Below are 21,443 nucleotides of genomic sequence, written 5' to 3'. Positions count from 1 at the left end.
CGGGAATAGCTCAGTTGGTAGAGCACGACCTTGCCAAGGTCGGGGTCGCGAGTTCGAGTCTCGTTTCCCGCTCCAATCATCTTCACCAGCGCAAAACGACCATTTATGTTGCGGGAATAGCTCAGTTGGTAGAGCACGACCTTGCCAAGGTCGGGGTCGCGAGTTCGAGTCTCGTTTCCCGCTCCAAACATTTGCAATGTGACATCCTGTTGCGGGAATAGCTCAGTTGGTAGAGCACGACCTTGCCAAGGTCGGGGTCGCGAGTTCGAGTCTCGTTTCCCGCTCCAAACATTTGCAATGTGACATCCTGTTGCGGGAATAGCTCAGTTGGTAGAGCACGACCTTGCCAAGGTCGGGGTCGCGAGTTCGAGTCTCGTTTCCCGCTCCAAACATTTGCAATGTGAGATCCTGTTGCGGGAATAGCTCAGTTGGTAGAGCACGACCTTGCCAAGGTCGGGGTCGCGAGTTCGAGTCTCGTTTCCCGCTCCAATTTCTCTTCGAAGTTCACGAATCCAATATTTCAATACATTTATTGCCACATCCAGTTGGTAGAGCATGATCCGCGCCTTGCCAAGGCTGGGGTCGCGAGTTCGAGTCTCGTTTCCCGCTCCAATTTCTCTTCGTAGTTGCATTCTTTCCTTTTGATCCCTCCCCGTATCGCGCTGCGATGCATTCGCATATCCGCTATTTGGCGTGTTTCTCTTGGTCTGCACGGCGTCCAGCGTCTCGGGCCTGCTCACATGCCTCACCTGTGGGCAGCATCTGCAGTCATGCGCTGGCGATAGGCGTCAGCCGTGGTGGATGAGCAGCAGTAAAGGAGAGGCGAAACAAGGCTGCCAGGCAAGGCGGGCGAGACTCGATAACCGGTAGCGCTGTGGGGCAGGGAATGACAGACAAAAAAATAGGAGGAGCAAGTCTCCTCCTACAGGCTCACTGGCGTGGCTTAGAGCAGGGTAACGTTCTCAGCCTGAGGGCCTTTTTTGCCCTGGGTCACAGTGAACTGGACTTTTTGACCTTCAGCCAGGGTTTTGAAGCCTGTGCTCTGGATGGAGGAGAAGTGAACGAAAACGTCCGGTCCCTGGGATTGCTCGATAAAGCCAAAACCCTTGGTCTCATTGAACCATTTTACTTGGCCGGTGCGAATGTCAGACATGTGGTAAGTCCTATCTATAACAAAATGAAACTAAGCCTTGTTGGGCAGCATTTGCCTAGAAATCAGGGGTTGCAGCATGACTGACCACGTCAATTTGTCCCAGTAGCATGTAGAACAATCCCTGTCTAAAGCACAAACGATTGTACGTGAGCGCGATCCCTTGTCAATTTGGCGCTTTTCATTTTTTGAGCAAGCTAAAAATATTGTGAAGTCAGCGGCTTATTTCATTGCGTCAGGTCAAAAAAACGGGAGGCCATGGCCTCCCGTTTCATCACTCCTTGAGGGCGAACCCTTCGCCCTGTCGGTCATAGCGATAGATGGCCTGACCGTAGGAGCGGATCTCGACCCGCTGGATGCGGCGGTTGTCATCGATCAGGATGAACACCGACTTGCCCGATTGCAGCCGGGTCAGCGGGCGATCAGGCCCTTCGATGGCGATCAGCCGGCTGAGCTCGGCCCCCGGCAGCTCGAACTTGCGCCAGATGGAGTAGAGGGTCTCGCCGGCCTGCACGTCGTGCTGCAGCCAGGTGCCGTCCACTTTCTCTTCGACCGGCTTGGCGGCGGCCGAGTTGCCATTGCCGGCCGTCAGGGCCTGGGCGGGCACGGCGAGGGGGACCTCGAGCGAGCCGGACGGGGCGACTTTCGGGGCGGCAGGCGCGGGCTCCCAGGCCAGCAACAGCAGCCAGATGGGCACCAGGACCAGCAGGCCTATGGTGTGTTTGCGGGGCAGCGGGCTGGTCAGCTTGAATTTGCCTGCTTTGGCCTCCTGGCCGCGCTGGCCAAGGCCACGCATCCCCTGGCCTATGCGCTGGCGCAGGGGCAGGGTAGCGGCATTGATACGATGGAGCAGGGATCCTTGTGATTCGTCTTGTCGACGCTGCTGGGCTCGTCTGTTATGGCCACGTGGGCGACGGTCCGGGGTGGGCACGGCATTTACCTCTCACTACATTGCCTGCCATCAGGCAAATTCCTTGCCTATGGTAAACGGACTCGCCCCCGAGGGGGAGAGTCCGCGAGAGGAAAATTATCAGCTGAGACGAAATTGTCCCAGTAATTGCTGTAAACGCTCGGCCGCCTGACGCAATGCCTGGCTGGCTTTGGCCGTTTCGGTCGCATCCTGAGCGATGTCGTTGGCCAGTGCGTTGGTTTTTGACAGGTTGCCGGAGACTGTCTCGGAAACCGAGCTCTGCTCCTCGGCGGCGGAGGCTATCTGGTAGGTCATGTCGTTGATGGTGGAGATGGCCTTGTAGATGCTGCCCAGCGCCTCTTCCGCCAGATCCGCCTCGCCCACCGCCTGGTGGGTCAGCTGCTGGCTCTGCTGGATGGCGTTGACCGCGTTGGTCGAGCTGTGACGGATCTTCTCGATCAGCTCCTGGGTGTTCTGCACCGCCTGCTGGGTGTTGCCCGCCAGTTTGCGCACCTCGTCGGCCACCACCGCAAAGCCGCGGCCCTGCTCACCGGCCCGGGCCGCCTCGATGGCGGCGTTGAGCGCCAGCAGGTTGGTCTGATCGGCTATGCCCTGGATCACCGTCAGTATGCTGGTGATCTGCTCGCTGTCGTGGGCCAGCCCCTCGACCACTTCGGCCCCCTTGCCGGCCTCGGCCGCCACCTTGTGCATCGACTGGATCACCTGCTGGAAGCGTACCTTGCCCTGATCCGCCGCGCCCTGGGCCTGCTTGGCCGAGTCGGCTGTGTTGTTGGCGTGGGTGGCCACCTCCTGGCTGACGTAGGACATCTCCTGCACCGCGGTCAGCATCTGCTCCATCTCCGCCTGGTGATGCTGCAGGTTGGTGTCGGTCTGGCCGGCGATGCGGTCGGTATCGCCGGCATGGCGATTCACCTCGCTGGCGGTTTTCAGCACATCCCCCAGCAGCACCTGCAGCTTGTCGATGAAGCGGTTGATGCCCTTGGCCAGATCCCCCAGCTCGTCGACTGAGCGGGTGGTGAGGCGCTTGGTGAGATCCCCCTCGCCATCGGCAATATCATCCACCAAGCTGACCATCTGGCGGATGGGGCCTGTGATGCTGCGGGCTATCACCAGCATGGTGGCTAGCGCCAGCACCAGCACTATGAGAGCGCCCACCAGTTGCTGGGTCATGGCGGCCCGGTTCATGTCGCTCAGCTGGCTCTCCAGCTGGTCGGCACCCGCCAGCACCACCTTGTAGGGCAGGGTGACAATGATGGCCCAGTTGCGGCTCATGCCCGGAACCATGATGGGCACAGAGATACGAAACGACTCGTCCAGCTCCTGGCGCTGCACTTCTGGTTTCAGATACTGCTGCCACTGGTTGCCGAGCAGCTTGTCGGCCCGGCTGCCCAGCAGGCTGGCGTCACCGCTGGTGCCGGTGATGACGCCGGCGGCGCTGACGATCAGGGTCTCGCCCTTGCCGTCATAGATGTTGCTGTTGAGGGACTGGGCCTGCCGGCTGATGGAGTCCACCGCCAGATCCAGCGCGGCGACCCCCTTGAACTGACCCGCCACCATGATGGGGGTGGTGATGGTGCTCACCAGCACCTGCTGGCCGTTGATGTCCACCTTGAAGGGATCGATGAGGCAGGAGCGACCCTCCCGTTTCGGGCAGGCGTAGTAGTCGTTGGCCGGATTGCCAAATTCGTCGGCATCGCTCTTCTCGATGGAGAGCAGCAGGTCTGTGCCTATCTGATCCTTGTCACGGTAGAAGTAGGGGACGAAGCGGCCCTGGCTGTCGCTGCCCAGCGCCGTCTGACCGGCGAAGGCGGCGTCCTGGCCGTCGAAGCCGTTCGGCTCGAAGCCGGCGAAGGCGCCATACAGTTGCGGTTCCAGGTTGAGCTGTGCCTTGAGCAGATCCGTGGCCTGCTGGCGATCCAGCGGCAGCTTGCCCTCCTGTTGCAGGGCGAGGGCACTGGCCATCTGCTGGGTATAGGAGAGCCCCTTTTGCAGCAACTGGGTGATGGTGGCGGCCTCGGCGCGCGCATTGGCACTGACCTTCTGCCAGGCCTCCTGCTGCAGGGCGGCACGGCTGGAACTGATGGTCAGCTGTTGGGTCTGTTGACCGGAATACTGGTTGAGCAGGATCAATATGACCAGGGCTGTGGTCATGGCGATCCCGGCCATCACCAGAATGCGATTCTGGATAGAACGGAACTGCATCGTCTCTTCCTTGTTTCGTGAGAAGTAGTGTGAGAGTTATTTGAATATCGGCCGGAGGAGGCAGCTCTCCAACACTTCCCATAGCAAATCGGAAATGGCGCTTCTGTTTTGCGATCCCCCTCAAATATCAGGTGCCAAGCGGTCGCCCGGCCAATTTAACCCCCTACTTTAGCGCGCCGCCGCCTCATGGTTTTCCCATCCGGGATTCTGAGTGCTAAAATGCGACGGTTTTTTCTAACGAATTGGCCCAAGGCCCTCTACACAAGGCTTAAAGATGAAAGTCAAAACCCGTTTTGCTCCCAGCCCGACCGGCTTTTTGCATGTCGGCGGTGCCCGTACCGCACTCTATTCCTGGTTGTTTGCAAAGAGCCAGGGCGGTGAGTTCGTGCTGCGTATTGAGGATACCGACCTGGAACGTTCCACTCAGGAGGCGATCGACGCCATCATTGAGGGCATGGAATGGCTGGAGCTGAACTGGGATGAGGGCCCCTACTACCAGACCAAGCGTTTCGATCGCTACAACGGCATCATCGACGAGATGCTGGCCGACGGCCGCGCCTACAAGTGCTACTGCTCCCGTGAGCGCCTGGACGCGCTGCGCGAAGGCCAGATGGCCAGCGGCGAGAAGCCCCGCTATGACGGCAAGTGCCGTGATGCGGCCCACGATCACCCGGCCGATGCGCCGCACGTCATTCGCTTCCGCAACCCGACCGAAGGTTCCGTCGTATTCGATGACCACGTCCGTGGCCGCATCGAGTTTGCCAACACAGAGCTGGACGATCTCATCATCCGCCGTACCGATGGCGCCCCCACCTACAACTTCTGCGTGGTGGTCGATGACTGGGACATGGAGATCACCCACGTGGTGCGTGGCGAAGACCACATCAACAACACCCCGCGCCAGATCAACATCTACAAGGCCCTGAACGCGCCTGTGCCTGAGTTTGCCCACGTCTCTATGATCCTGGGCGACGACGGTGCCAAGCTGTCCAAGCGCCACGGCGCCGTCTCCGTGATGCAGTACCGCGATGACGGCTATCTGCCGGAAGCCCTGTTGAACTATCTGGTGCGTCTGGGCTGGTCCCACGGCGATCAGGAGATCTTCACCCTGGACGAGATGATCAAGCTGTTCAGCCTGGATGCCATCTCCAAGTCCGCCTCCGCCTTCAACACCGACAAGCTGCTGTGGCTGAACAACCACTACATGCGCAGCCTGGATCCGGCCTATGTGGCCAAGCACCTGGCCTGGCACATGGAAAACCAGCAGATCGACACCAGTAAGGGCCCGGCCCTGGCCGAGGTTGTCACCCTGCTGGCCGAGCGCTGCAATACCCTGGTGGAGATGGCCGCCCAGAGCCGCTATCTGTTCGAAGAGTACGAAGCCATCGACGAAGCGGCCGCCAAGAAGCACCTGCGCGGTGTGGCTGCCGAGCCGCTGACCCTTGCCAAAGCCAAGCTGGCGGCGCTGGAAACCTGGACCACAGAGGCGCTGCACGAGCTGATAGAAGCGACCGCCGCCGAGCTGGGTCAGGGCATGGGCAAGGTCGGCATGCCGCTGCGCGTAGCCGTGACCGGTCTGGGCCAGTCCCCCGGCATCGACGCCGTGATGGCGCTGGTGGGCAAGGAGCGGGTACTCGCCCGCATCGATCGCGCCCTGGCGTATATCGAAGCACGCATGGCCGCCGAGTAAGCTTGCCTTCGCACATTGCCGTCACCGGTCTGGGGTAATCTCTCCCCCGGCATCGACGCCGTGATGGCGCTGGTGGGCAAGGAGCGGGTACTCGCCCGCATTGATCGTGCCCTGGCGTATATCGAAGCGCGTATGGCTGCTGAATAAGTGCCTGTGATGGCATGCAAAAGGGCTCCCGCGAGGGGGCCCTTTGTTTTTGTTGGCTAACCAGATTTGTGACATAAAACAGCGAGATAGCGGCAAGGTTGCTGGTAAAAACAGCTAACCGATTGAATTTTGACTAAACGCGCCAATCGGCGTTATTTTTGGGTTGACAGCAAAGCGGGTGATGCCTATCATGCGCCTCCGTTGCCGGAGATAACTTTGGTAGCGCCGAGGTGAGTTGGGGTTATAGCTCAGCTGGGAGAGCGCTTGCATGGCATGCAAGAGGTCCGCGGTTCGATCCCGCGTAGCTCCACCAAATTCTCCTCGAACAATCTGGAATCCAAGGGGTTATAGCTCAGCTGGGAGAGCGCTTGCATGGCATGCAAGAGGTCCGCGGTTCGATCCCGCGTAGCTCCACCAAATTCTCCTCGAACAATCTGGAATCCAAGGGGTTATAGCTCAGCTGGGAGAGCGCTTGCATGGCATGCAAGAGGTCCGCGGTTCGATCCCGCGTAGCTCCACCAGGTTCCTGATTGAAGATGAAGTACCCAGGGCAGTGCGGTGTGTATCACCCAGGCCGACCTTTGTGGGGTTATAGCTCAGCTGGGAGAGCGCTTGCATGGCATGCAAGAGGTCCGCGGTTCGATCCCGCGTAGCTCCACCACTATTTGATATTTGAATACCAGAGTTAGGGCAACCGGCCGCCAGAACCGGTTGTCTAATGAAGAAAGAATTTGGGGTTATAGCTCAGCTGGGAGAGCGCTTGCATGGCATGCAAGAGGTCCGCGGTTCGATCCCGCGTAGCTCCACCAATATTTGCGACAGATGGCCGCCAGAACCATTTGTCGAGTACGAAACTTGGGGTTATAGCTCAGCTGGGAGAGCGCTTGCATGGCATGCAAGAGGTCCGCGGTTCGATCCCGCGTAGCTCCACCAAATTCTTGTTACAAGAAGCCGAAAGGCCACCGTTATCGCGGTGGCCTTTTTGTTTTGGCTCATTTTTTCATTCAGCCCGTCTCTTGCCCGTAAAAAAGCCCGCATCGCAGCGGGCTTTTGGCGTTATGGCAAGGCCGCATCAGCCGCGGCGACGACGCCAGGCCAGCGGCAGCAGGGCCAGCAGCAGGGCGCCCATGGCACCGCCACCGCCGTTGCTCTCTTCCTTCAGCTTGAGGTCGACGATGATGGGGTCGTGGTCGGAGGCGCTGAACGGGTTGCCGGACTTGATCATGTCGCCGCTGAAGTCACGGCCGTACTCGAACAGGTTGCTCTCGAACGAGTTGATGTGCCAGTCGGCGACCGCCACTACCTTGCTGGCCAGTGCCGGGTTGGCGAGGGCATAGTCCAGGGTGCCGAGCTCGGCCTCGTAGCTGTAGGAGATGGCCTTCTCCTTGTTGAACTTGACGTTCATGTCCACCAGGCCGTAGCTCTTGGCCACTTCGCTGCCGGTCTGCTCAAAGACCTGATCGCCGAGGAAGGTCTGGGAGGCGGAGACTATCTTGCGCTGACCCTCGGTCGGCACATAGTCGGTCAGCACCCGGATCGCATCTTCCCTGGCGTAGGAGTTGAAATCCCCCACCAGCAGCACCTGGCCCGGCAGTTTGTTCACCGCCTCGCCCAGCACCTTGGCGGCGCTGACCCGGAACTCGGTGCACTTGCCCTGCAGATCGGCCGGCTCCTTGCCGTCCAGGTTCTCCAGGCAGCCGGATCCCTTGGATTTCAGGTGGTTGACCACCAGGGTCAGCGGTTCCTTGCTGCCCTCGACGGTGAAGCTCTGCACCAGAGAGTCACGCTGGGAGGCCTGTTTCTCGACCCCTTTCGCATCCAGGTATTTCTGCACCGGCAGCGTGATGACGCCGGCGTCCCCCTGTGGCGTCAGCTTGGCGGGTCGGTAGATCATGGCCACCATGATGGCGTCGCCGCCGAAGAAGCGCTCGTTGCCAAGCAGCGCCTTGGGCAGGGCCACGAAGGCGTACTGCTTGCTGGCATCCTTCTGCTGGGCGTTGAGGCTTTGCACCAGATCACTGATGGCGGAGTGGCTGTCGAAGCCGTTGTTCTCCATCTCCATCAGGCCGAGCAGGTCGGCATCCATCTCCGTGATGGCGTTGACTATCTTGGTGCGCTGCAGCTGGAAGTCCTCCAGGTTCTTGGCACCGCGGTTGCAGCCCTTGGCGCTGTCCGCATCCGCCTGATCCTTGCACAGCACGTTGAGTGCTCCGCCCACGCTGGAGTGGCTGGTGAAGTAGTTGAGCACGTTGAAGCTGCCGATGCGCAGATCGGTGCCATCGGCACGGGCCGGGGCGCTCTGGCGATCGTTGTCGCTGGTGCGCAGCAGATCACCGGCGGTGATCACCTGATCCTGCGGCACTATCAGCCGGTACTCGTTGTAGCTGTAACCCACCAGCGCATCCAGGTTGACCGGGGCGTCGCCGATGCGCAGGTAACCCTGCTCCGGCTCCCACCCCGGCAGCCAGGGCAGCTTGCCATCGGCGGCCTTGACGTCGGATTCGAGGAACACCCGGTTGTTGGCGTTGGCCTTGGCCAGTGCCTTGGCGGCCTTGCTGTCTGCATCGTGCAGCTGGGTCGGCTTCATCAGCGGCGCCTGGTGGGAGAGCACCAGGTTGTTGCGCCGGGCGGCGTAGTCATAGCTGAAGTTGCGGCTTATCTTGAGCGCGCTGTCGGCATCGAGGCGCACCCGCATCCCTTCGTGACGCTCCAGCGCCCGGGCCAGGGTCTCGTTTTCCAGCACCCGCAGCGGCACGGCGGCAGGGGCCGTCCCCTGGGCGAGGACTCGTAGGCGCGGGGTGCCGCTGTCAGCGACCGGCTTGAGCTGGGTGTGGTTGTAGTACTCCTCGACCTTGGCCTCCAGGCAGACTTCGGCGCCCGGCTTGATATCCGGGTACTTGCTGGCGAAGTTCTTGTCGTTGAGGTAGACGAAGATGCCGTCCGAGGTCTGGGGGTTGCCATCGCCCTGCACGTCCTGCAGGTAGAATCCCTTGTTGAGGCTCTCGCCGAGGCCAGAGACCACCGCCTTGACCATGACGCTCTGGGGGCTCTCGAACTTGTCGCTGGGAATGAGCGGACTCTTGTCGCCGCTGCCCTGAATGACGGGGATGGGGGTGAGGGCACTGTCGGCCGGGCAGCTGAAGCCGGCGGCATGGAGGGACGGGGACGCGAGCGCAAGCCCCACGGCCAGCGACAGCAGGGTACGTGTTCCTTTCATAACGGTTCCTTTTTTATTTTTGCCAGTGTATCCATAGCCTTGGCTCATTGGCCAAGGGCGCGCATTGTCACATTTCCGGCATGTCATACCAGTGAGCCAACGCACATTACGGGGATGCAAATGAGGGCAATCTCGGTTTTTTTGACTTGGCTAACAGTATGAAATTAATGACAAAATCATTAATTCACTCAAGGCGGGAAACTGTGATCTGGCTGGCATCCACATATTTTTCTTCGAGAATGAAGATTGAGACTCGGCTGCTTGATTCCTATACTCGGCTTGTTCCTCACGGAACCCAGGTAAAGGGCAAACCGGCCGAGATGCCGGGACGCAATGCCTCCGGTCTCAAGATCAGTCGATCCAGATAGCGGGGCTTCCCGGGGTGAGGGTGGTGTCTGTGGCAGGTCCATTGCCAGTTGTCTGCCCCCCATCACGCAGGTTGCGATTGTTCTTTGTCCTGGTGACCAATGCCAAGACAAAACAAGGAAGATAACAATATGCAACAGACCTTTAGGCCCAGCAGGCTTGCCATGCTGGTGGCCCTGGCTGCCATGCCCGCCTGGGCACAAGCCGCGTCTTATCCCGCCTATCAGGCCGGCACCGCCTACAAGGCTGGCGATATCGTCAGCAACGCAGGCTCCCTCTACGAATGCAAAGAATTTCCCTACTCCGGCTGGTGCGGGGCCTCGCCCTATCACTACGCTCCCGGGGTGGGAGTGGTCTGGGCCGATGCCTGGAAGCTCTATGGCGGCGAGGTGCCACCACCGGCGCTCGGACTGGCGATCAGTTCGCCCGCCGTTGGTAGCGCTTTCAACGAGGGCGCATCGGTGGCGCTCGCTGTGACCCTGAGCGGCAACAGCAGCGCCCTGGTCAAGGTCGAGTATCTGGTCGATGGCAAGCAGGTCGCCTTGAGCAGTGCATCCCCCTGGTCGGCCGGCTGGGTTGCTACCGGTGTCGGCCCCCATCAACTCAAATCTCGTGGGCTGGACAAGGATGGCAAGCTGCTGAGCGAGGCGGATGCCAGTTTCAGCGTCAACGCCGTGGTGGCGCCTGAGGCGCCCAGGGTGAGCATCAGCAGCCCGGCCAGCGGCGCCAAGGTGACCCTGGGCCGCGCCCTCACCGTGACCGGCAATGTGACCGACACCAATGACGACGTCGCCAAGCTCGAGCTCTTCGTGAATGGCCAGAAGGTGGGCGAAGACAGCAGCGCCCCCTGGCAACTGAGCTGGACGCCCCAGAACAAGGGGCTGACCGGCCTCAAGCTGGTGGCGACCGACAAGGCAAATCTCTCTGGCGAGTCAGCCCAGGTGGACGTGCAGGTGGAAGAGGCGGCCCTGCCCCCCACCGGCGGCAACCTCTCCTGCGACGTGCGCCAGATCTACCGCGCCGATGGCAGCGAGTGCATGGGGGATGACCATGGCCGTCGCGTCATCGGTTACTTCACCTCCTGGCGTACCGGCAAGAACGGCCTGCCCTCCTACCTGGTGGGCGACATCCCCTGGGACAAGATCACCCACATCAACTACGCCTTCGCGGCTGTGGATGAACAGAGCCACCTCATCAAGGTGGATGACGCCGCCACCAAGATGACCTGGGACGGGGTGCCGGGCGCCGAGATGGATCCCGAGTTCGCCTATCAGGGTCACTTCAACCTGCTGTCGAAATACAAGAAGCAGTACCCGGACGTGAAGACCCTCATCTCGGTGGGGGGCTGGGCCGATACCCGCGGCTTCTACGCCGCCACCACCAAGGGCGACTGCTCGGTCAACACCGCTGGCATCAACGCCTTCGCCGACTCGGCGGTGGGCTTCATCCGCCAGTACGGTTTCGACGGGGTGGATGTGGATTACGAGTACCCCACCTCCATGAAGGATGCGGGCAACCCCAACGATTTCCCGCTCTCCAACCAGTGTCGCGGCAAGCTGTTTGCGAACTATGAAGTGCTGATGAAGACCCTGCGCAACAAGCTCGACAGCGCCGGGACCGAGGACGGTCGCAAGTACATGCTGACCATAGCCTCGCCGGCCTCGGCCTACCTGCTGCGCGGCATGGAAAACTTCCAGGTTACCCAGTACCTCGACTACGTCAACCTGATGACCTATGACTTCCACGGTGCCTGGAACCACTTCGTCGGCCACAACGCCGCCCTGTTCGACAACAAGGCGGATCCCGAGCTGTCCCAGTGGGGTGTCTACACCCAGGCCCAGTTCGGTGGCATCGGTTATCTCAACTCCGCCTGGGCGGCCCACTACTTCCGTGGCGCCCTAGCGGCGGGCAAGATCAACATAGGGGTGCCTTACTACACCCGTGGCTGGCAGGGGGTCACCGGTGGCACCCACGGCCTGGGGGGCAAGGCGGCGCTGCCGAGCCAGAGCGATTGCCAGCCGGGGACCGGTGGCAGCACCATTCCGTGCGGCAACGGGGCGGTCGGCATCGACAACATCTGGCATGACCTTGACAAGAACGGCAAGGAGATTGGCGGCGGCGCCGTGCCCATGTGGCATGCCAAAAACCTGGAGCACGCGGCCAGCCTCGGCATCACCACACTGCCGAGCTACGGCCAGGCCTGGGGTCTGGATCCCAACAACCCGGCCCACGTGATGCAAGGCCAGTACGTGCGTTACTACGACGACAAGGCGCATGCGCCCTGGCTGTGGAACGAGCAGAAGAAGGTGTTCCTCTCCACCGAAGATGAAGAGTCCATGGGCCACAAGCTCGACTACATCGTCAGTCGCGGTCTGGGGGGCGTGATGTTCTGGGAGATGGCGGGAGACTATGACTTCGACGCCGCGAAGAACGAGTACGTGATGGGCAGCACCCTCACCAGCCTCGCCTACGACAAGTTCAGCAAGGCCGACAAGGCGGCCCTGAAACAGAACGATCTGCCGGCACCGGCCGCCCAGCTCGACATCGGTGTGAGCCTCTCCGGCTTCAAGGAAGGGGACTCCAACTACCCGATCAACCCGACCCTGAAGCTCACCAACAAGTCGACCCAGACCATACCGGGTGGCACCCGCATCGAGTTCCTGATGCCCACTTCCACCTCCGACACCATCACCGACCAGAGCGGTATGGGGTTGACCGTGGTGGAGAGCGGCGGCAACCAGAACTCCGACGGTATCGCAGGCGAGAAGGACTTCCACAAGGTGGCACTGACGCTGCCGGCCTGGAAGGCCTGGGCGCCGGGCACCGAGGTGGAAGTGGCCATGACCTACTATCTGCCGGCGGCCGGTGTGCCGAGCGGCATGCGCCTGATTGCCGGCAGCCAGACTATAGGGCTGAAAGCCGACTTCCCGGCCCTGGCCGAGGCGGTGCTGGGGGGCAGCAGTGGCGGTGACGGCGGTAGCGGTGGCACCAGCTGCACCAGCCAGAGCGTCAACCCGGCGGAGTACAATGCCTATCCGACCTGGGCACGCGGGGATCACGCCAACGGCACCGACCGCATGACCCACAACAAGGGGGTCTGGCAGGCGAACTGGTGGACCAGCAGCGAACCCAAGGCGGGCGATGGCAGCTGGAAGCTGGTATGCAATTACTGATGACAGGTTGAGGGGCCAACCCCGCCTCAACGCAATGACCCAATCCGGAGCCCAGGCTCCGGATTTTTTTGCTGCCTATATAAAGGAAGGGGACCATAAAAAAGACCGCTCCGAAGAGCGGCCAATTGCCACCAGGCAAGCTGCGGGGCTGACCCCCTTGTGGATGGGCAGTCGCCATGGGCGGATTCTTGCCCATGGCGTGCCGGTTTATTGAGTGACGGCACCGCCCTGCTGCTCCTTCAGGAAGCTGATCCAGGGGGAGGCGCGGCCACTGACGTTGCCATGCTGGGCGGCCTGGATGAAGGCGTTCAATGCCGCCTTCGGTTTCTGCTGCTCGAAGTAGGCAACCCCGGTCAGGAACTTGAGATCCGCCCGCTGTTCGCCGCTGGCATTGGCGGCAGGCTTGGCGGCGAAGGCCACCAGATCCTGGTAGCGCTTGCTCTGGATCATCATGCGCGCCATCTTCAGTTGCAGATCGGCACTGGGGGCCAGCTTGTAGGACTTGGCCAGGGTATCGATGGCTGGGTCCAGCTCCTTGGCCTGGTGCCAGTAGTTGGCGAGCGTCTTGTAGTTGGCCGCATTGCTCTCGATGGTCCCTTCCTTCATCGCCTTTTCCATCACGCGGGCGGCGCGGTGGGGGATGCCGGCGAAGGCCAGGTAGTTGGCGAGCCGCAGCAACTCGGTCGACTCGGTCAGCATGCCGAGGTTGTAGGCACCTTCCAGCGCCGCCAGGGCCTTGGCATCGTTGCCCGCCTGCATGTGCATGGCCGAGAGCTGGGTCCAGTACTTCTTCTTCTCCGGGAACTTGTCCACCAGGGCGGTCAGCACCTCGGTGGCCGGCTTGTACTGTTTCAGCTCGTAGTGGGCCGCCATCTTCAGCAGATACCAGGACTCCGGCGCCTTGCCTGCCGAGAGCTTGATGGCCTGATCCACCGCCGGAATGGCCTCCCGATATTGCTTGAGCTGCACGTGGGCGTTGGCCAGGGTGATGTAGGCGTGCGGGGTCGGTTTCTCGTCCTTGCCCAGGCTCGCAAACCACTGGTTCATGGTGCTGATGGAGCCCTTGAAGTTCCCCTCCGCCATATAGAGCTGGGCCAGGTTGTAGCGCACCTGCTGGGCCACCGGCTGCGGCAGGCCGCCGGTGGCGATGGCATCGGCGAAGTATTTGGTCGCCTGGCCATATTTCTCCTGCTGGGCCGCCACGAAGCCCAGGGTCTGCAGGATGACCCCTCTGTCGTAGACCCGCTCGCCTGCGCCGGACAGCGCCTCCTGCAGCTTGGCATTCGCCTCGCCGTATTTCTTCTCGGTGATCAACGCCTGGGCCTTGTTGACCGCGCGGTAAGCGCGGTCAGACAGGGCGGGTTGCTCGGCGGCCCAGCCGGCGGTACTGAGCAGTACCGCCATGGCCACCGGGGCGAGGATCAGGGTATGTAACTTTTTCATCGCCACCTTCCTTAGTTGACCGCGAACTCGATCTCTTGCTGCATGCGGCTTGCCTGGGGCTTGCCGTCCACCATGGCCGGCTTGAAGGTCCACTTGGCAATCGTCTTGCGTGCCTCCTTGCCGAGGTCATAGCTGCGCGGCTCTTCCTTGACGATGCGGATGTTGCTGACGGTGCCGCGCTCGGTCACGGTGAACTCCACCAGTACCTTGCCTGTGGCGAGGCCAGCCAGCGCCGCCTTGCGGGGCATCATGGGCTCGAAGGTCGCCATGGGAATGGCGCCGTTGTTGCCCCCCATACCGCCACCACCGCCGCCGGTGCTGTAGGCGCCGAGGGCGTTGCCACCGCCGATGTTGACCGGGATGTCGAGCTTGGGCATGTCCATTGGGGCGCTCTCCATCTTCGGCCTGTCGGTGCTCGCCACTTCCATCTCGGGTGGGGGAGGCGGACGGTTCGGGGGGGGCGGTTTGGGCAGTTCCCGTTGTTTCTCTTGCAGGGTCTCCTGGGGCTTGAGGCGAATGAAGTCGGTCATGGTGACGTCTTCTCTCTCCGTCAGCTCCCGGTGATCCGGCGTGATGAGCTTGTTCATTCCCAGAAACAGGAAGAACACCACCACACAGGAGACCGCTATCGCTATCAGGTATCTCATGGTGCTCGCTCCGGCATCAGCTGCTCTTGCTCGCCGCGATGGAGATGTTCTGGACACCGGCCATGCGGATCTGATCCATGACCTGGACCACCAGACCGGAACGGGACTCGGTGTCGGCCTGGATCACCACGGCGCTCTCCGGATTCTCCGCTCGCAGCCGCTCGATGTTGGCACGCACGGCGCCCACTTCGACGACCCGTTTGTCGACCCAGACCTGGCCGTTTTCGCGGACCGCGACCATGATGTTCCCCTTCTTCACCGTCTCGGCCGTGCTGGCGCTCGGGCGGTTGATCTCCACACCGGACTCCTTGACGAACGAGGTGGTGACGATGAAGAAGATCAGCATGATGAACACTATGTCCAGCATGGGGGTCAGATCGATGGCCGCCTCATCGGCACCGCTGTCGCTGTGACGTTTTCTCATGGCAAAAACTCCTTGCTTGTTCTGTGCCCCGGCGGGCAGTACCCGGCCGAGTGCATCCTGCATCAGCCGTGTTTCAGGTTGTCTTCCAGCTTCTGCACCGCCAACTTGGCCTTGTGATCGAGCTGGTTGACAAAAAACAGGCCGGAAAGGGCGGCAATCATGCCCGCCATGGTCGGTACCGTCGCCTTGGAGATCCCCGAGGCCATCGCCCTGGGGGAACCCGTGCCGGTGATGGCCAGGGTGTCAAACACCTGCACCATGCCCACCACGGTGCCGAGCAGCCCCATCAGCGGACAGAGGGCGATCAGCACCTTGATGACCGGCATCCCCTTGTCCACCGCCATGGCGACCCGGGAGACCAGCTCGCGCCGGATCTGCTTGGCAGACCAGGAGAGGTGATCGCTGCGGGCCATCCAGGTCGCCTTGGTCTGCTTCACCTGTTTGGGATAGACCGCCATGAAGTAGAACCAGCGCTCCAGCAGCAAGGCCCACATCATCAGGGTCAGGAAGAACAGGGCAACCAGTACGTCGCCCCCCAATCCCAGAAACCGGCGGACCGACTCGACTTCTTCAATCAACCAGAACCACATGGGTGACTCCTTAGGCTGCGGCTTTGGCGGCGTGCAGACGTTCCTGATAACGGGCGACGAAACCGGCGCTCTGCTCTTCCAGGACCTGGATGAGACGACGGCTCTGGGTCTGCACTATGGTGTAGAGGAACAGCATGGGCACGGCGACCACCAGGCCTTGCATGGTGGTGACCAGGGCCTCGGAGATGCCGCCCGCCATCAGCTTGGGATCCCCGGTACCGAACAGGGTGATGGCCTGGAAGGTGGCGATCATCCCGACCACTGTCCCCAGCAGACCCAGCAGCGGGGCGACCGAGGCGATCAGCTTGATGAGGCTGATGCCCTTCTCGAACTTGGGTACGTTGCGCAGGATGATCTCGTCGAGTTTGGATTCCAGATCCTCGATGTTGTCACCGCGGTGGGACTGATAAGCCCCCAGCATCTCGCCGATGGGGTTGCCCTTGATGACCTGATCGGATTTCAGCTGCTTGCGCATGGAGGTGCCGATCATCGACAGACGCAGGCCGCAGAAGATGGCCAGCAGGGTACCGATGACCCCCAGTGCCAGGATCACGTAACCCACGGAACCACCCTGATCGATGCGCTCCTTCAGGGTTGGCGACTGCACCAGCAGGGAGAGGATCACCCCGCGGGACGGGTCGATGAAGATGGGCTCGACGGCGCCGTTGCCCTGTTCAAACTTGGCGACGGGCTCCAGCACTGCATTCTCGGGCTGGCGGGAGAGCTGCTCGAACTTGCCGGTTTCCGGGACGAAGGTCAGGTACTTGCCCTCGGAGACGGTATTGAACTCACCTATCTGGGTGACCGTCTTCTCGGCCTGGTTGCCCTCGCCGTACACCACGGTCGCCGGTATCTGGCTCACCTTGCCACCATCGACCATGCGGCTGAGGGTGGTGGTCCAGAAGGCGCTCAGATCATCGCTGGAGGGCAGCTCCTTGCTTTCTGCCAGGCGGGTCAGCAGCGCCGCCTGTTCCGGGTGTTCGACCCGGCGGGCTGAGGCGTTGAAGATCCCCTTGAACTCACCGGCAAACTGGCGCAGCACGCCAAACATCTCGCCCATGTTGCCGGAACGCTGGCGCAGGGTGTCGGTCAGCTCGGTCAGCTGTTTGTCATTGGCATCGAAGGTGGCCTTGAGCTTCTCCCCCTTGGCGGTTTCGGCGGCAAGCTCTGCCTTGGCCTTAGCCAGCAGGGCGCCTTGCTCGTTCTTGTCTGCCAGGAAGCGGGCTTCCCGCTCCTTGTTGAGCTGGGATTCGCTGGTACTGGCGGCCTTGACCTGATTGAGCAGGGCGTTCAGATCCACAGGTTTCTCGGCGGCGGTCACCGGCAGGGTGATCAGGGTGGCTCCCGCGATCAGGGAGGCAATGGCAAGTTTGATTCCTTTCATGATGCTTTCTCCGCAGTTTGAACCGGCAGCTTGATGAGCGCGGGGGGCGCCTGCTTCTTGGCGATACGCAAGCCCTGTTCTACTGCACTGCGATATTCCTGGGGCAACTCTTCCCATTGACGGGTCTTCTTGTTCCACATGCCGGTCTCGTTGCCATCCGGGGATTGGTAGAGCAGGGCGATGCGGCCGACGCGCAGGAACTCATAGGTCTTCTCGGTGCCGGCCTTGTCCAGGCTAGCCTTGTAGGACTCTATGGTTCGACTGAAGCCCTCCTCGATCTGGTAGGCCTCCAAGATCTTGCGGTACTTCTCGGAGATGGTGACATCGGCCCGGTTCATCAGATCGGTCAGGGCCGCCACGCGGTCCTCCCGCTCGACCTTCTGGAACGGCAGATCCAGAGAGACGAACTGATCGAGGGAGTCGATCATCTTGAGCATCAGGGGCACCACTTCGGTGCTGGTCTGGTCGATCTGGGCGATCTGGCGCTGCATCGAGGCCAGCTCTGTGGTCTGGGAGTCGACCATCTTGCCCACTTGCTCGTTGTAGGTGCGCAGACTGTCGACCTGACGCAAGGCGGCCTTGTACTGCGCCAGGGCAGACTCGGCAGACTCGGCGTAGTTGTCGATCTTCTGCTGGGAAACTTTGGATGCATTGTCGGTGGCGGCTTGAGCGTCCACTGCCTGGCCGGCAGAGGCGGCACTCAGATTGAAGCTGGTCAGCAAGGCGGCCGAAACCAGGCTGCCGAGGAGCGCTTTCTTCATTGTAATTGTCCTTGTCTTCATAGGATTACCCTATCTCCGTAACTTCCTTGGAACCTTGGGCAAAGCCGGCCCGACCGGGCCGGCTTGGGTTGTATATCAACGAGGTTGATTAGAACTTCTGGGTGTAGTCGAGGTAGACGATGCGCCCGTCGATGCTGTAGAGCTCTTCTTCGTAGGTGAAGCCGTCGCTGGAGAGCGAGGGGCCTACGTTGAACATGTTCTTCACACCGGCTTGCAGCTTGCCGTTCCAGGGGGTGTCCACACCGACGTTCAGGTTCCAGGTGGTCTGGGAGGCGATATGGCCCTCTTGCTGACCATCCACGTAGTCCTGGCTCTGGGAGTCGATGTAGCTGGCACTCAGGTAGGCGTCCATGTTCCACCACTGGGGTACATTGGCACCGATACCTGAATTGAAGCGCAGGTCAGGCTTGGCGTTCCAGCCCTTCTTCTCGACCATGGGGCCACCGGCGAACAGACCCTCTTCATATTTCAGAATGTAGGTGCTGCCGAAGTCGTAGCGCACGGTTACGACATCGAAGTCGTACTTGTAGTCCGCCTTGAAGTCCAGACCGCTGGTCTTGAGCTGGCCCAGGTTGACCATGCCGGCGTAAACCTGTTCCACATCGCCGTTGGCATCGCGAATGACGTTCGGGTTGCTGCCGGTATTAAGCTCCTGATAGAACTGGGTCTGGGTGGTTGCCAGCTGGATCACGTCATCGATCTTGATGTAGTAGTAATCCAGCGAGAGGTTGAGATCGTCGATCGGGCTATACGCCGTACCTATGCCGAAGGTGTCAGCCGTCTCTTCCTTCAGGTTCTTGTTGGACTGACGAACCGTGGTGTACTGCTCTTCCGGGCAATTGGCCACGCCGTTTGCCTGGCAGGAGACATAGTCCTTGGCAAAGTCGGCGGAGTCTGCGTCGGCCGCATACAGATCTTCCAGACCCGGAGCACGGAAGGATTGTGACCAGGAGGTACGGAACAGCAGGTTGTCCAGCGGCTGATAGCGCAGGCTCGCCTTGGGTGAGAAGGCACTGCCAAAATCGCTGTACTTGTCGAAACGCCCGGCCAGGTTCAGTTCAACCTGCTCGGTGATGGGGATCAGGCTCTCGATGTAGGCGGCGAAGACGTCGCGTACGCCACCACCCGAGTTACCGGAGGAACCGATGACGTTGCCTGCCGCTGACTGGCTGTCATAGGTGTCGGAGTAGACCCAGTCGTTGTACTCAGCCCCCAGGTACCAGCCGATTGGGCCGGCCGGCAGTTCACCCATGCTCCAGCCCAGACCGCCGTACCACTGGAAGAAGTCCATCTTGGAGGTGCGGCTGGTGTCGTAGGAGAGGCTGTCGGTGGCGGCACTGGAGAACTCGCCGTTCTTGAAGTTGCCGCTGTCGACCTCCTGCTGGACCGCCGGGTTCAGCACATAGCCGGTGCCGCGGCTCTTGTTGTCGGTCTTGGAATACATGTAACCCGCATTCCACTCCATATCACCCACCGCTTCGGTCGGCAGCGTGCCTTCGAAGCCCAGGTTCATGCTGCCGGTCAGGTCGGTGATGTCATTGTCACGGGGACCGACGTTGCTGAAGCGGTAGTAGACGGTGGCCTTCTCGCCGATGAAGCCGTTGTCGGCCAGCAGCTCGGCCCCGCCCGGAGTGGTGCCGTCGATGGAGAAGGGGCCGGCTGCCGGAGCGAAGCGGCCAAAGCTGGTGACCCGCGAGCCGATCAGCTGGGGGACGAAGTCGACGCTGTCATTGATGTGATAACGGCCATTTACATAGACAGTATCCCGGGTGCGGGAGGCTGTCTTGGCGGCGACCTGGGCAAAGTCGAAGCGACAGGCGGTACCGACCGGCACGAAGCCGGGGCCGGTATTGGCACAGTCGATGCCATCCAGGGTACGGGTAACCGTCTTGCCGGTGGCGGCATCGATGCCCTTGATGTTGCGGCCATACAGGCTGGGTGCAGAGGCACCTTCACGGGCCAGATAGTCGCGATCCTTGTAGTAGATCTCATCCTTGACGTCGTGCTCGTACACCATCATCAGGGCGCCTTTCTCCCCTGTGATGCCGCTGACGATGGAGCCACTCTTCTCGTCGCCGCCCTCTTCGGTGGGAGAGCCGATGCGACCCTGGAATTCCAGCCCTTCATAATCCTGTTTCAGGATGACGTTGATGACACCACCGATGGCGTCGGAACCATACAGTGCCGAGCCGCCATCCAGGTTCACTTCCACCCGTTCAACGGCTGCCATGGGAATGGAGTTCAGGTTGATGGAGCTGCCCCCCATGGAAGGGGAGCCGGCGACCCGCTTGCCATTGAGCAGCACCAGGGTGCGCTCGGAGCCGAGACCACGCAAGCTAACGGTGGCCTGGGATTGAGCAGAGCTGCCGGAGGAGGGGGAGATGCTGCCGAAGGAGTTGTAAGAGGCCTGCTTCAGGTAGTCGGCCACTGTCTGCTGACCGGATTGTTCGATCTTGGCCTTGGTGATGGCGACGACCGGGGTGGCACCTTCCACCTCGACACGGGAGATGCGGGAGCCGGTAACCTTGATTTTCTGCAGTTTTTCGACGTTTTGGCTTTCTTCGGCCATGGCGGGGGTAACTACCACTGCCGCGCTCGCCAAGGCAAACGCAACGGCAGCAGAGAGTCTGCTTTTCCTAAGCATCGCTATATCCTTCCTGGTTGTTTTTTTGTTTGCTTCCATACCGCCCTCGTTGGAGCGATGCGTAAGGCTTATCAAGCTTTCGATGTGGACGTCAATTGAGGCGGTATGGATGGGGTAGGGGTGGGCAATAAGATGACTATGTTTTATTAGTTCGCCATTGCCAGTTTTTAATTCTGACTTGGCATTCATTTACGATGTGAAATCGGTGTTAAATCGATGTGTTTCCATTTTATTGATTAATTTTGAACTTATCGATAAGGGATCTGTCCCCTTGATATTTATCTTGTGAAAGGCTGCTTATATAGAATTATTAGCTGTTTTTGTGGTGTGTTGTGTTTCTGTTCAGACTTGGTGTTTGGCGAAATTAAAACTTGTGTATATAGATAGGGTAAATTAACGAGTTTTCATTTAATGCCATGTTTAATAAAGAATTTTTGTTTTTGTGGTTGTTTTTTATTATTTTAATTTAAAATTTAAACGATGGTTGAATTGCTCTGTGAGTAGTTTTTTATCTTGAAGTTGGGGTTTTCATAAAAAACTCACAGTAAATTCTGCTATTTGCCAAAGGCAGATGCTGCCCTCTTCGTTCTACTTGATTTTTGTTGCAGAGCTTTTACAGTGACCCAGCGGATTGTCTGCCAATAACAGCCTAT

Annotated in this window: 13 protein-coding genes, 10 tRNA genes and 1 riboswitch; of the genes, 12 read left to right on the top strand and 11 right to left on the bottom strand. The window is 60.4% G+C overall.

Annotated elements, in window-relative coordinates:
• The first annotated feature begins 110 nt into the window (after window positions 1-110).
• The 4 genes from ACM3N8_RS21260 (at window position 111) to ACM3N8_RS21245 (ending at window position 489) form a co-directional block, all read left to right on the top strand.
• A tRNA-Gly gene (locus ACM3N8_RS21260) sits at window positions 111-186 on the top strand.
• Between the two features lie 25 nt (window positions 187-211).
• A tRNA-Gly gene (locus ACM3N8_RS21255) sits at window positions 212-287 on the top strand.
• Between the two features lie 25 nt (window positions 288-312).
• A tRNA-Gly gene (locus tag ACM3N8_RS21250) sits at window positions 313-388 on the top strand.
• A 25-nt stretch (window positions 389-413) separates the two neighbouring features.
• Window positions 414-489 (top strand) — tRNA-Gly (locus tag ACM3N8_RS21245).
• Between the two features lie 454 nt (window positions 490-943).
• Here ACM3N8_RS21245 and ACM3N8_RS21240 read toward each other — a convergent pair.
• The 3 genes from ACM3N8_RS21240 to ACM3N8_RS21230 all read right to left on the bottom strand — a co-directional run bounded on the left by ACM3N8_RS21240 (window position 944) and on the right by ACM3N8_RS21230 (window position 4,283).
• On the bottom strand, window positions 944-1,153 hold the full coding sequence (locus ACM3N8_RS21240; RefSeq protein WP_005327092.1) for a cold-shock protein: 210 nt from the start codon (window positions 1,151-1,153) through the stop codon (window positions 944-946).
• 271 nt (window positions 1,154-1,424) lie between these two features.
• Complete coding sequence (locus tag ACM3N8_RS21235) at window positions 1,425-2,081, bottom strand: LysM-like peptidoglycan-binding domain-containing protein (RefSeq protein WP_043138079.1); 657 nt, start codon at window positions 2,079-2,081, stop codon at window positions 1,425-1,427.
• A 99-nt stretch (window positions 2,082-2,180) separates the two neighbouring features.
• A complete protein-coding gene (locus tag ACM3N8_RS21230) occupies window positions 2,181-4,283 on the bottom strand; it encodes a methyl-accepting chemotaxis protein (RefSeq protein WP_241278636.1) in 2,103 nt (700 codons plus the stop codon).
• Window positions 4,284-4,557: 274 nt separating this feature from the next.
• On the opposite strand from ACM3N8_RS21230, the gene gltX reads away from it, so the two are divergent.
• The 7 genes from gltX (at window position 4,558) to ACM3N8_RS21195 (ending at window position 7,053) form a co-directional block, all read left to right on the top strand.
• Window positions 4,558-5,973, top strand: a complete 1,416-nt coding sequence (gene gltX, locus ACM3N8_RS21225) for a glutamate--tRNA ligase (RefSeq protein WP_241278635.1) — start codon at window positions 4,558-4,560, stop codon at window positions 5,971-5,973.
• A 384-nt stretch (window positions 5,974-6,357) separates the two neighbouring features.
• Window positions 6,358-6,433 (top strand) — tRNA-Ala (locus ACM3N8_RS21220).
• A gap of 28 nt (window positions 6,434-6,461) precedes the next feature.
• Window positions 6,462-6,537: transfer RNA gene (locus ACM3N8_RS21215), tRNA-Ala, on the top strand.
• A gap of 28 nt (window positions 6,538-6,565) precedes the next feature.
• Window positions 6,566-6,641: transfer RNA gene (locus ACM3N8_RS21210), tRNA-Ala, on the top strand.
• 64 nt (window positions 6,642-6,705) lie between these two features.
• Window positions 6,706-6,781, top strand: a tRNA-Ala gene (locus ACM3N8_RS21205).
• 72 nt (window positions 6,782-6,853) lie between these two features.
• A tRNA-Ala gene (locus tag ACM3N8_RS21200) sits at window positions 6,854-6,929 on the top strand.
• 48 nt (window positions 6,930-6,977) lie between these two features.
• A tRNA-Ala gene (locus tag ACM3N8_RS21195) sits at window positions 6,978-7,053 on the top strand.
• A gap of 139 nt (window positions 7,054-7,192) precedes the next feature.
• Here the strand turns inward: ACM3N8_RS21195 and ACM3N8_RS21190 are convergent.
• Complete coding sequence (locus ACM3N8_RS21190; protein ID WP_416016570.1) at window positions 7,193-9,337, bottom strand: ExeM/NucH family extracellular endonuclease; 2,145 nt, start codon at window positions 9,335-9,337, stop codon at window positions 7,193-7,195.
• A gap of 295 nt (window positions 9,338-9,632) precedes the next feature.
• Window positions 9,633-9,718: riboswitch (cyclic di-GMP riboswitch) on the top strand.
• Window positions 9,719-9,834: 116 nt separating this feature from the next.
• Between ACM3N8_RS21190 and ACM3N8_RS21185 the strand changes: the two genes are divergently transcribed.
• Window positions 9,835-12,876 (top strand): glycosyl hydrolase family 18 protein, encoded by a 3,042-nt coding sequence (locus ACM3N8_RS21185; protein ID WP_416016569.1) that lies wholly within the window; start codon window positions 9,835-9,837, stop codon window positions 12,874-12,876.
• 207 nt (window positions 12,877-13,083) lie between these two features.
• Here the strand turns inward: ACM3N8_RS21185 and ACM3N8_RS21180 are convergent, their stop codons facing one another.
• The 7 genes from ACM3N8_RS21180 to ACM3N8_RS21150 all read right to left on the bottom strand — a co-directional run bounded on the left by ACM3N8_RS21180 (window position 13,084) and on the right by ACM3N8_RS21150 (window position 20,790).
• Window positions 13,084-14,319, bottom strand: a complete 1,236-nt coding sequence (locus ACM3N8_RS21180) for a tetratricopeptide repeat protein (RefSeq protein WP_416016568.1) — start codon at window positions 14,317-14,319, stop codon at window positions 13,084-13,086.
• An 11-nt stretch (window positions 14,320-14,330) separates the two neighbouring features.
• On the bottom strand, window positions 14,331-14,966 hold the full coding sequence (locus ACM3N8_RS21175) for an energy transducer TonB (protein ID WP_041205125.1): 636 nt from the start codon (window positions 14,964-14,966) through the stop codon (window positions 14,331-14,333).
• A gap of 16 nt (window positions 14,967-14,982) precedes the next feature.
• Window positions 14,983-15,390, bottom strand: coding sequence for an ExbD/TolR family protein (locus tag ACM3N8_RS21170; RefSeq protein ID WP_005327075.1), 408 nt, complete (start codon window positions 15,388-15,390; stop codon window positions 14,983-14,985).
• 62 nt (window positions 15,391-15,452) lie between these two features.
• On the bottom strand, window positions 15,453-15,980 hold the full coding sequence (locus ACM3N8_RS21165) for a MotA/TolQ/ExbB proton channel family protein (protein WP_005327072.1): 528 nt from the start codon (window positions 15,978-15,980) through the stop codon (window positions 15,453-15,455).
• A 10-nt stretch (window positions 15,981-15,990) separates the two neighbouring features.
• Window positions 15,991-17,364, bottom strand: coding sequence for a MotA/TolQ/ExbB proton channel family protein (locus tag ACM3N8_RS21160; protein ID WP_416016567.1), 1,374 nt, complete (start codon window positions 17,362-17,364; stop codon window positions 15,991-15,993).
• A complete protein-coding gene (locus tag ACM3N8_RS21155) occupies window positions 17,361-18,125 on the bottom strand; it encodes a DUF3450 domain-containing protein (RefSeq protein ID WP_043138100.1) in 765 nt (254 codons plus the stop codon). The genes ACM3N8_RS21160 and ACM3N8_RS21155 overlap by 4 nt, the downstream gene beginning before the upstream one ends.
• Window positions 18,126-18,234: 109 nt before the next feature.
• Window positions 18,235-20,790 (bottom strand): TonB-dependent receptor, encoded by a 2,556-nt coding sequence (locus ACM3N8_RS21150; protein WP_416016566.1) that lies wholly within the window; start codon window positions 20,788-20,790, stop codon window positions 18,235-18,237.
• Window positions 20,791-21,443: the final 653 nt, after the last annotated feature.

It is taken from the genome of Aeromonas sp. A04 (genome assembly GCF_047780465.1).
Classification (GTDB): Bacteria; Pseudomonadota; Gammaproteobacteria; order Enterobacterales; family Aeromonadaceae; genus Aeromonas; species Aeromonas bestiarum.
The sequence above is the reverse complement of the archived record's forward strand: the minus strand, read 5'-3'. Positions and strand labels throughout refer to the sequence as shown.

Excerpts from the sequence above, each read along its gene's own strand:
- ACM3N8_RS21160 (WP_416016567.1), bottom strand. The coding sequence starts at position 17,364 with ATGAAAGGAATCAAACTTGCCATTGCCTCCCTGATCGCGGGAGCCACC.
- gltX (WP_241278635.1), top strand. The coding sequence starts at position 4,558 with ATGAAAGTCAAAACCCGTTTTGCTCCCAGCCCGACCGGCTTTTTGCAT.
- ACM3N8_RS21190 (WP_416016570.1), bottom strand. The coding sequence starts at position 9,337 with ATGAAAGGAACACGTACCCTGCTGTCGCTGGCCGTGGGGCTTGCGCTC.
- ACM3N8_RS21155 (WP_043138100.1), bottom strand. The coding sequence starts at position 18,125 with ATGAAGAAAGCGCTCCTCGGCAGCCTGGTTTCGGCCGCCTTGCTGACC.
- ACM3N8_RS21185 (WP_416016569.1), top strand. The coding sequence starts at position 9,835 with ATGCAACAGACCTTTAGGCCCAGCAGGCTTGCCATGCTGGTGGCCCTG.
- ACM3N8_RS21175 (WP_041205125.1), bottom strand. The coding sequence starts at position 14,966 with ATGAGATACCTGATAGCGATAGCGGTCTCCTGTGTGGTGGTGTTCTTC.
- ACM3N8_RS21180 (WP_416016568.1), bottom strand. The coding sequence starts at position 14,319 with ATGAAAAAGTTACATACCCTGATCCTCGCCCCGGTGGCCATGGCGGTA.
- ACM3N8_RS21240 (WP_005327092.1), bottom strand. The coding sequence starts at position 1,153 with ATGTCTGACATTCGCACCGGCCAAGTAAAATGGTTCAATGAGACCAAG.
- ACM3N8_RS21230 (WP_241278636.1), bottom strand. The coding sequence starts at position 4,283 with ATGCAGTTCCGTTCTATCCAGAATCGCATTCTGGTGATGGCCGGGATC.
- ACM3N8_RS21165 (WP_005327072.1), bottom strand. The coding sequence starts at position 15,980 with ATGTGGTTCTGGTTGATTGAAGAAGTCGAGTCGGTCCGCCGGTTTCTG.
- ACM3N8_RS21170 (WP_005327075.1), bottom strand. The coding sequence starts at position 15,390 with ATGAGAAAACGTCACAGCGACAGCGGTGCCGATGAGGCGGCCATCGAT.
- ACM3N8_RS21150 (WP_416016566.1), bottom strand. The coding sequence starts at position 20,790 with ATGCTTAGGAAAAGCAGACTCTCTGCTGCCGTTGCGTTTGCCTTGGCG.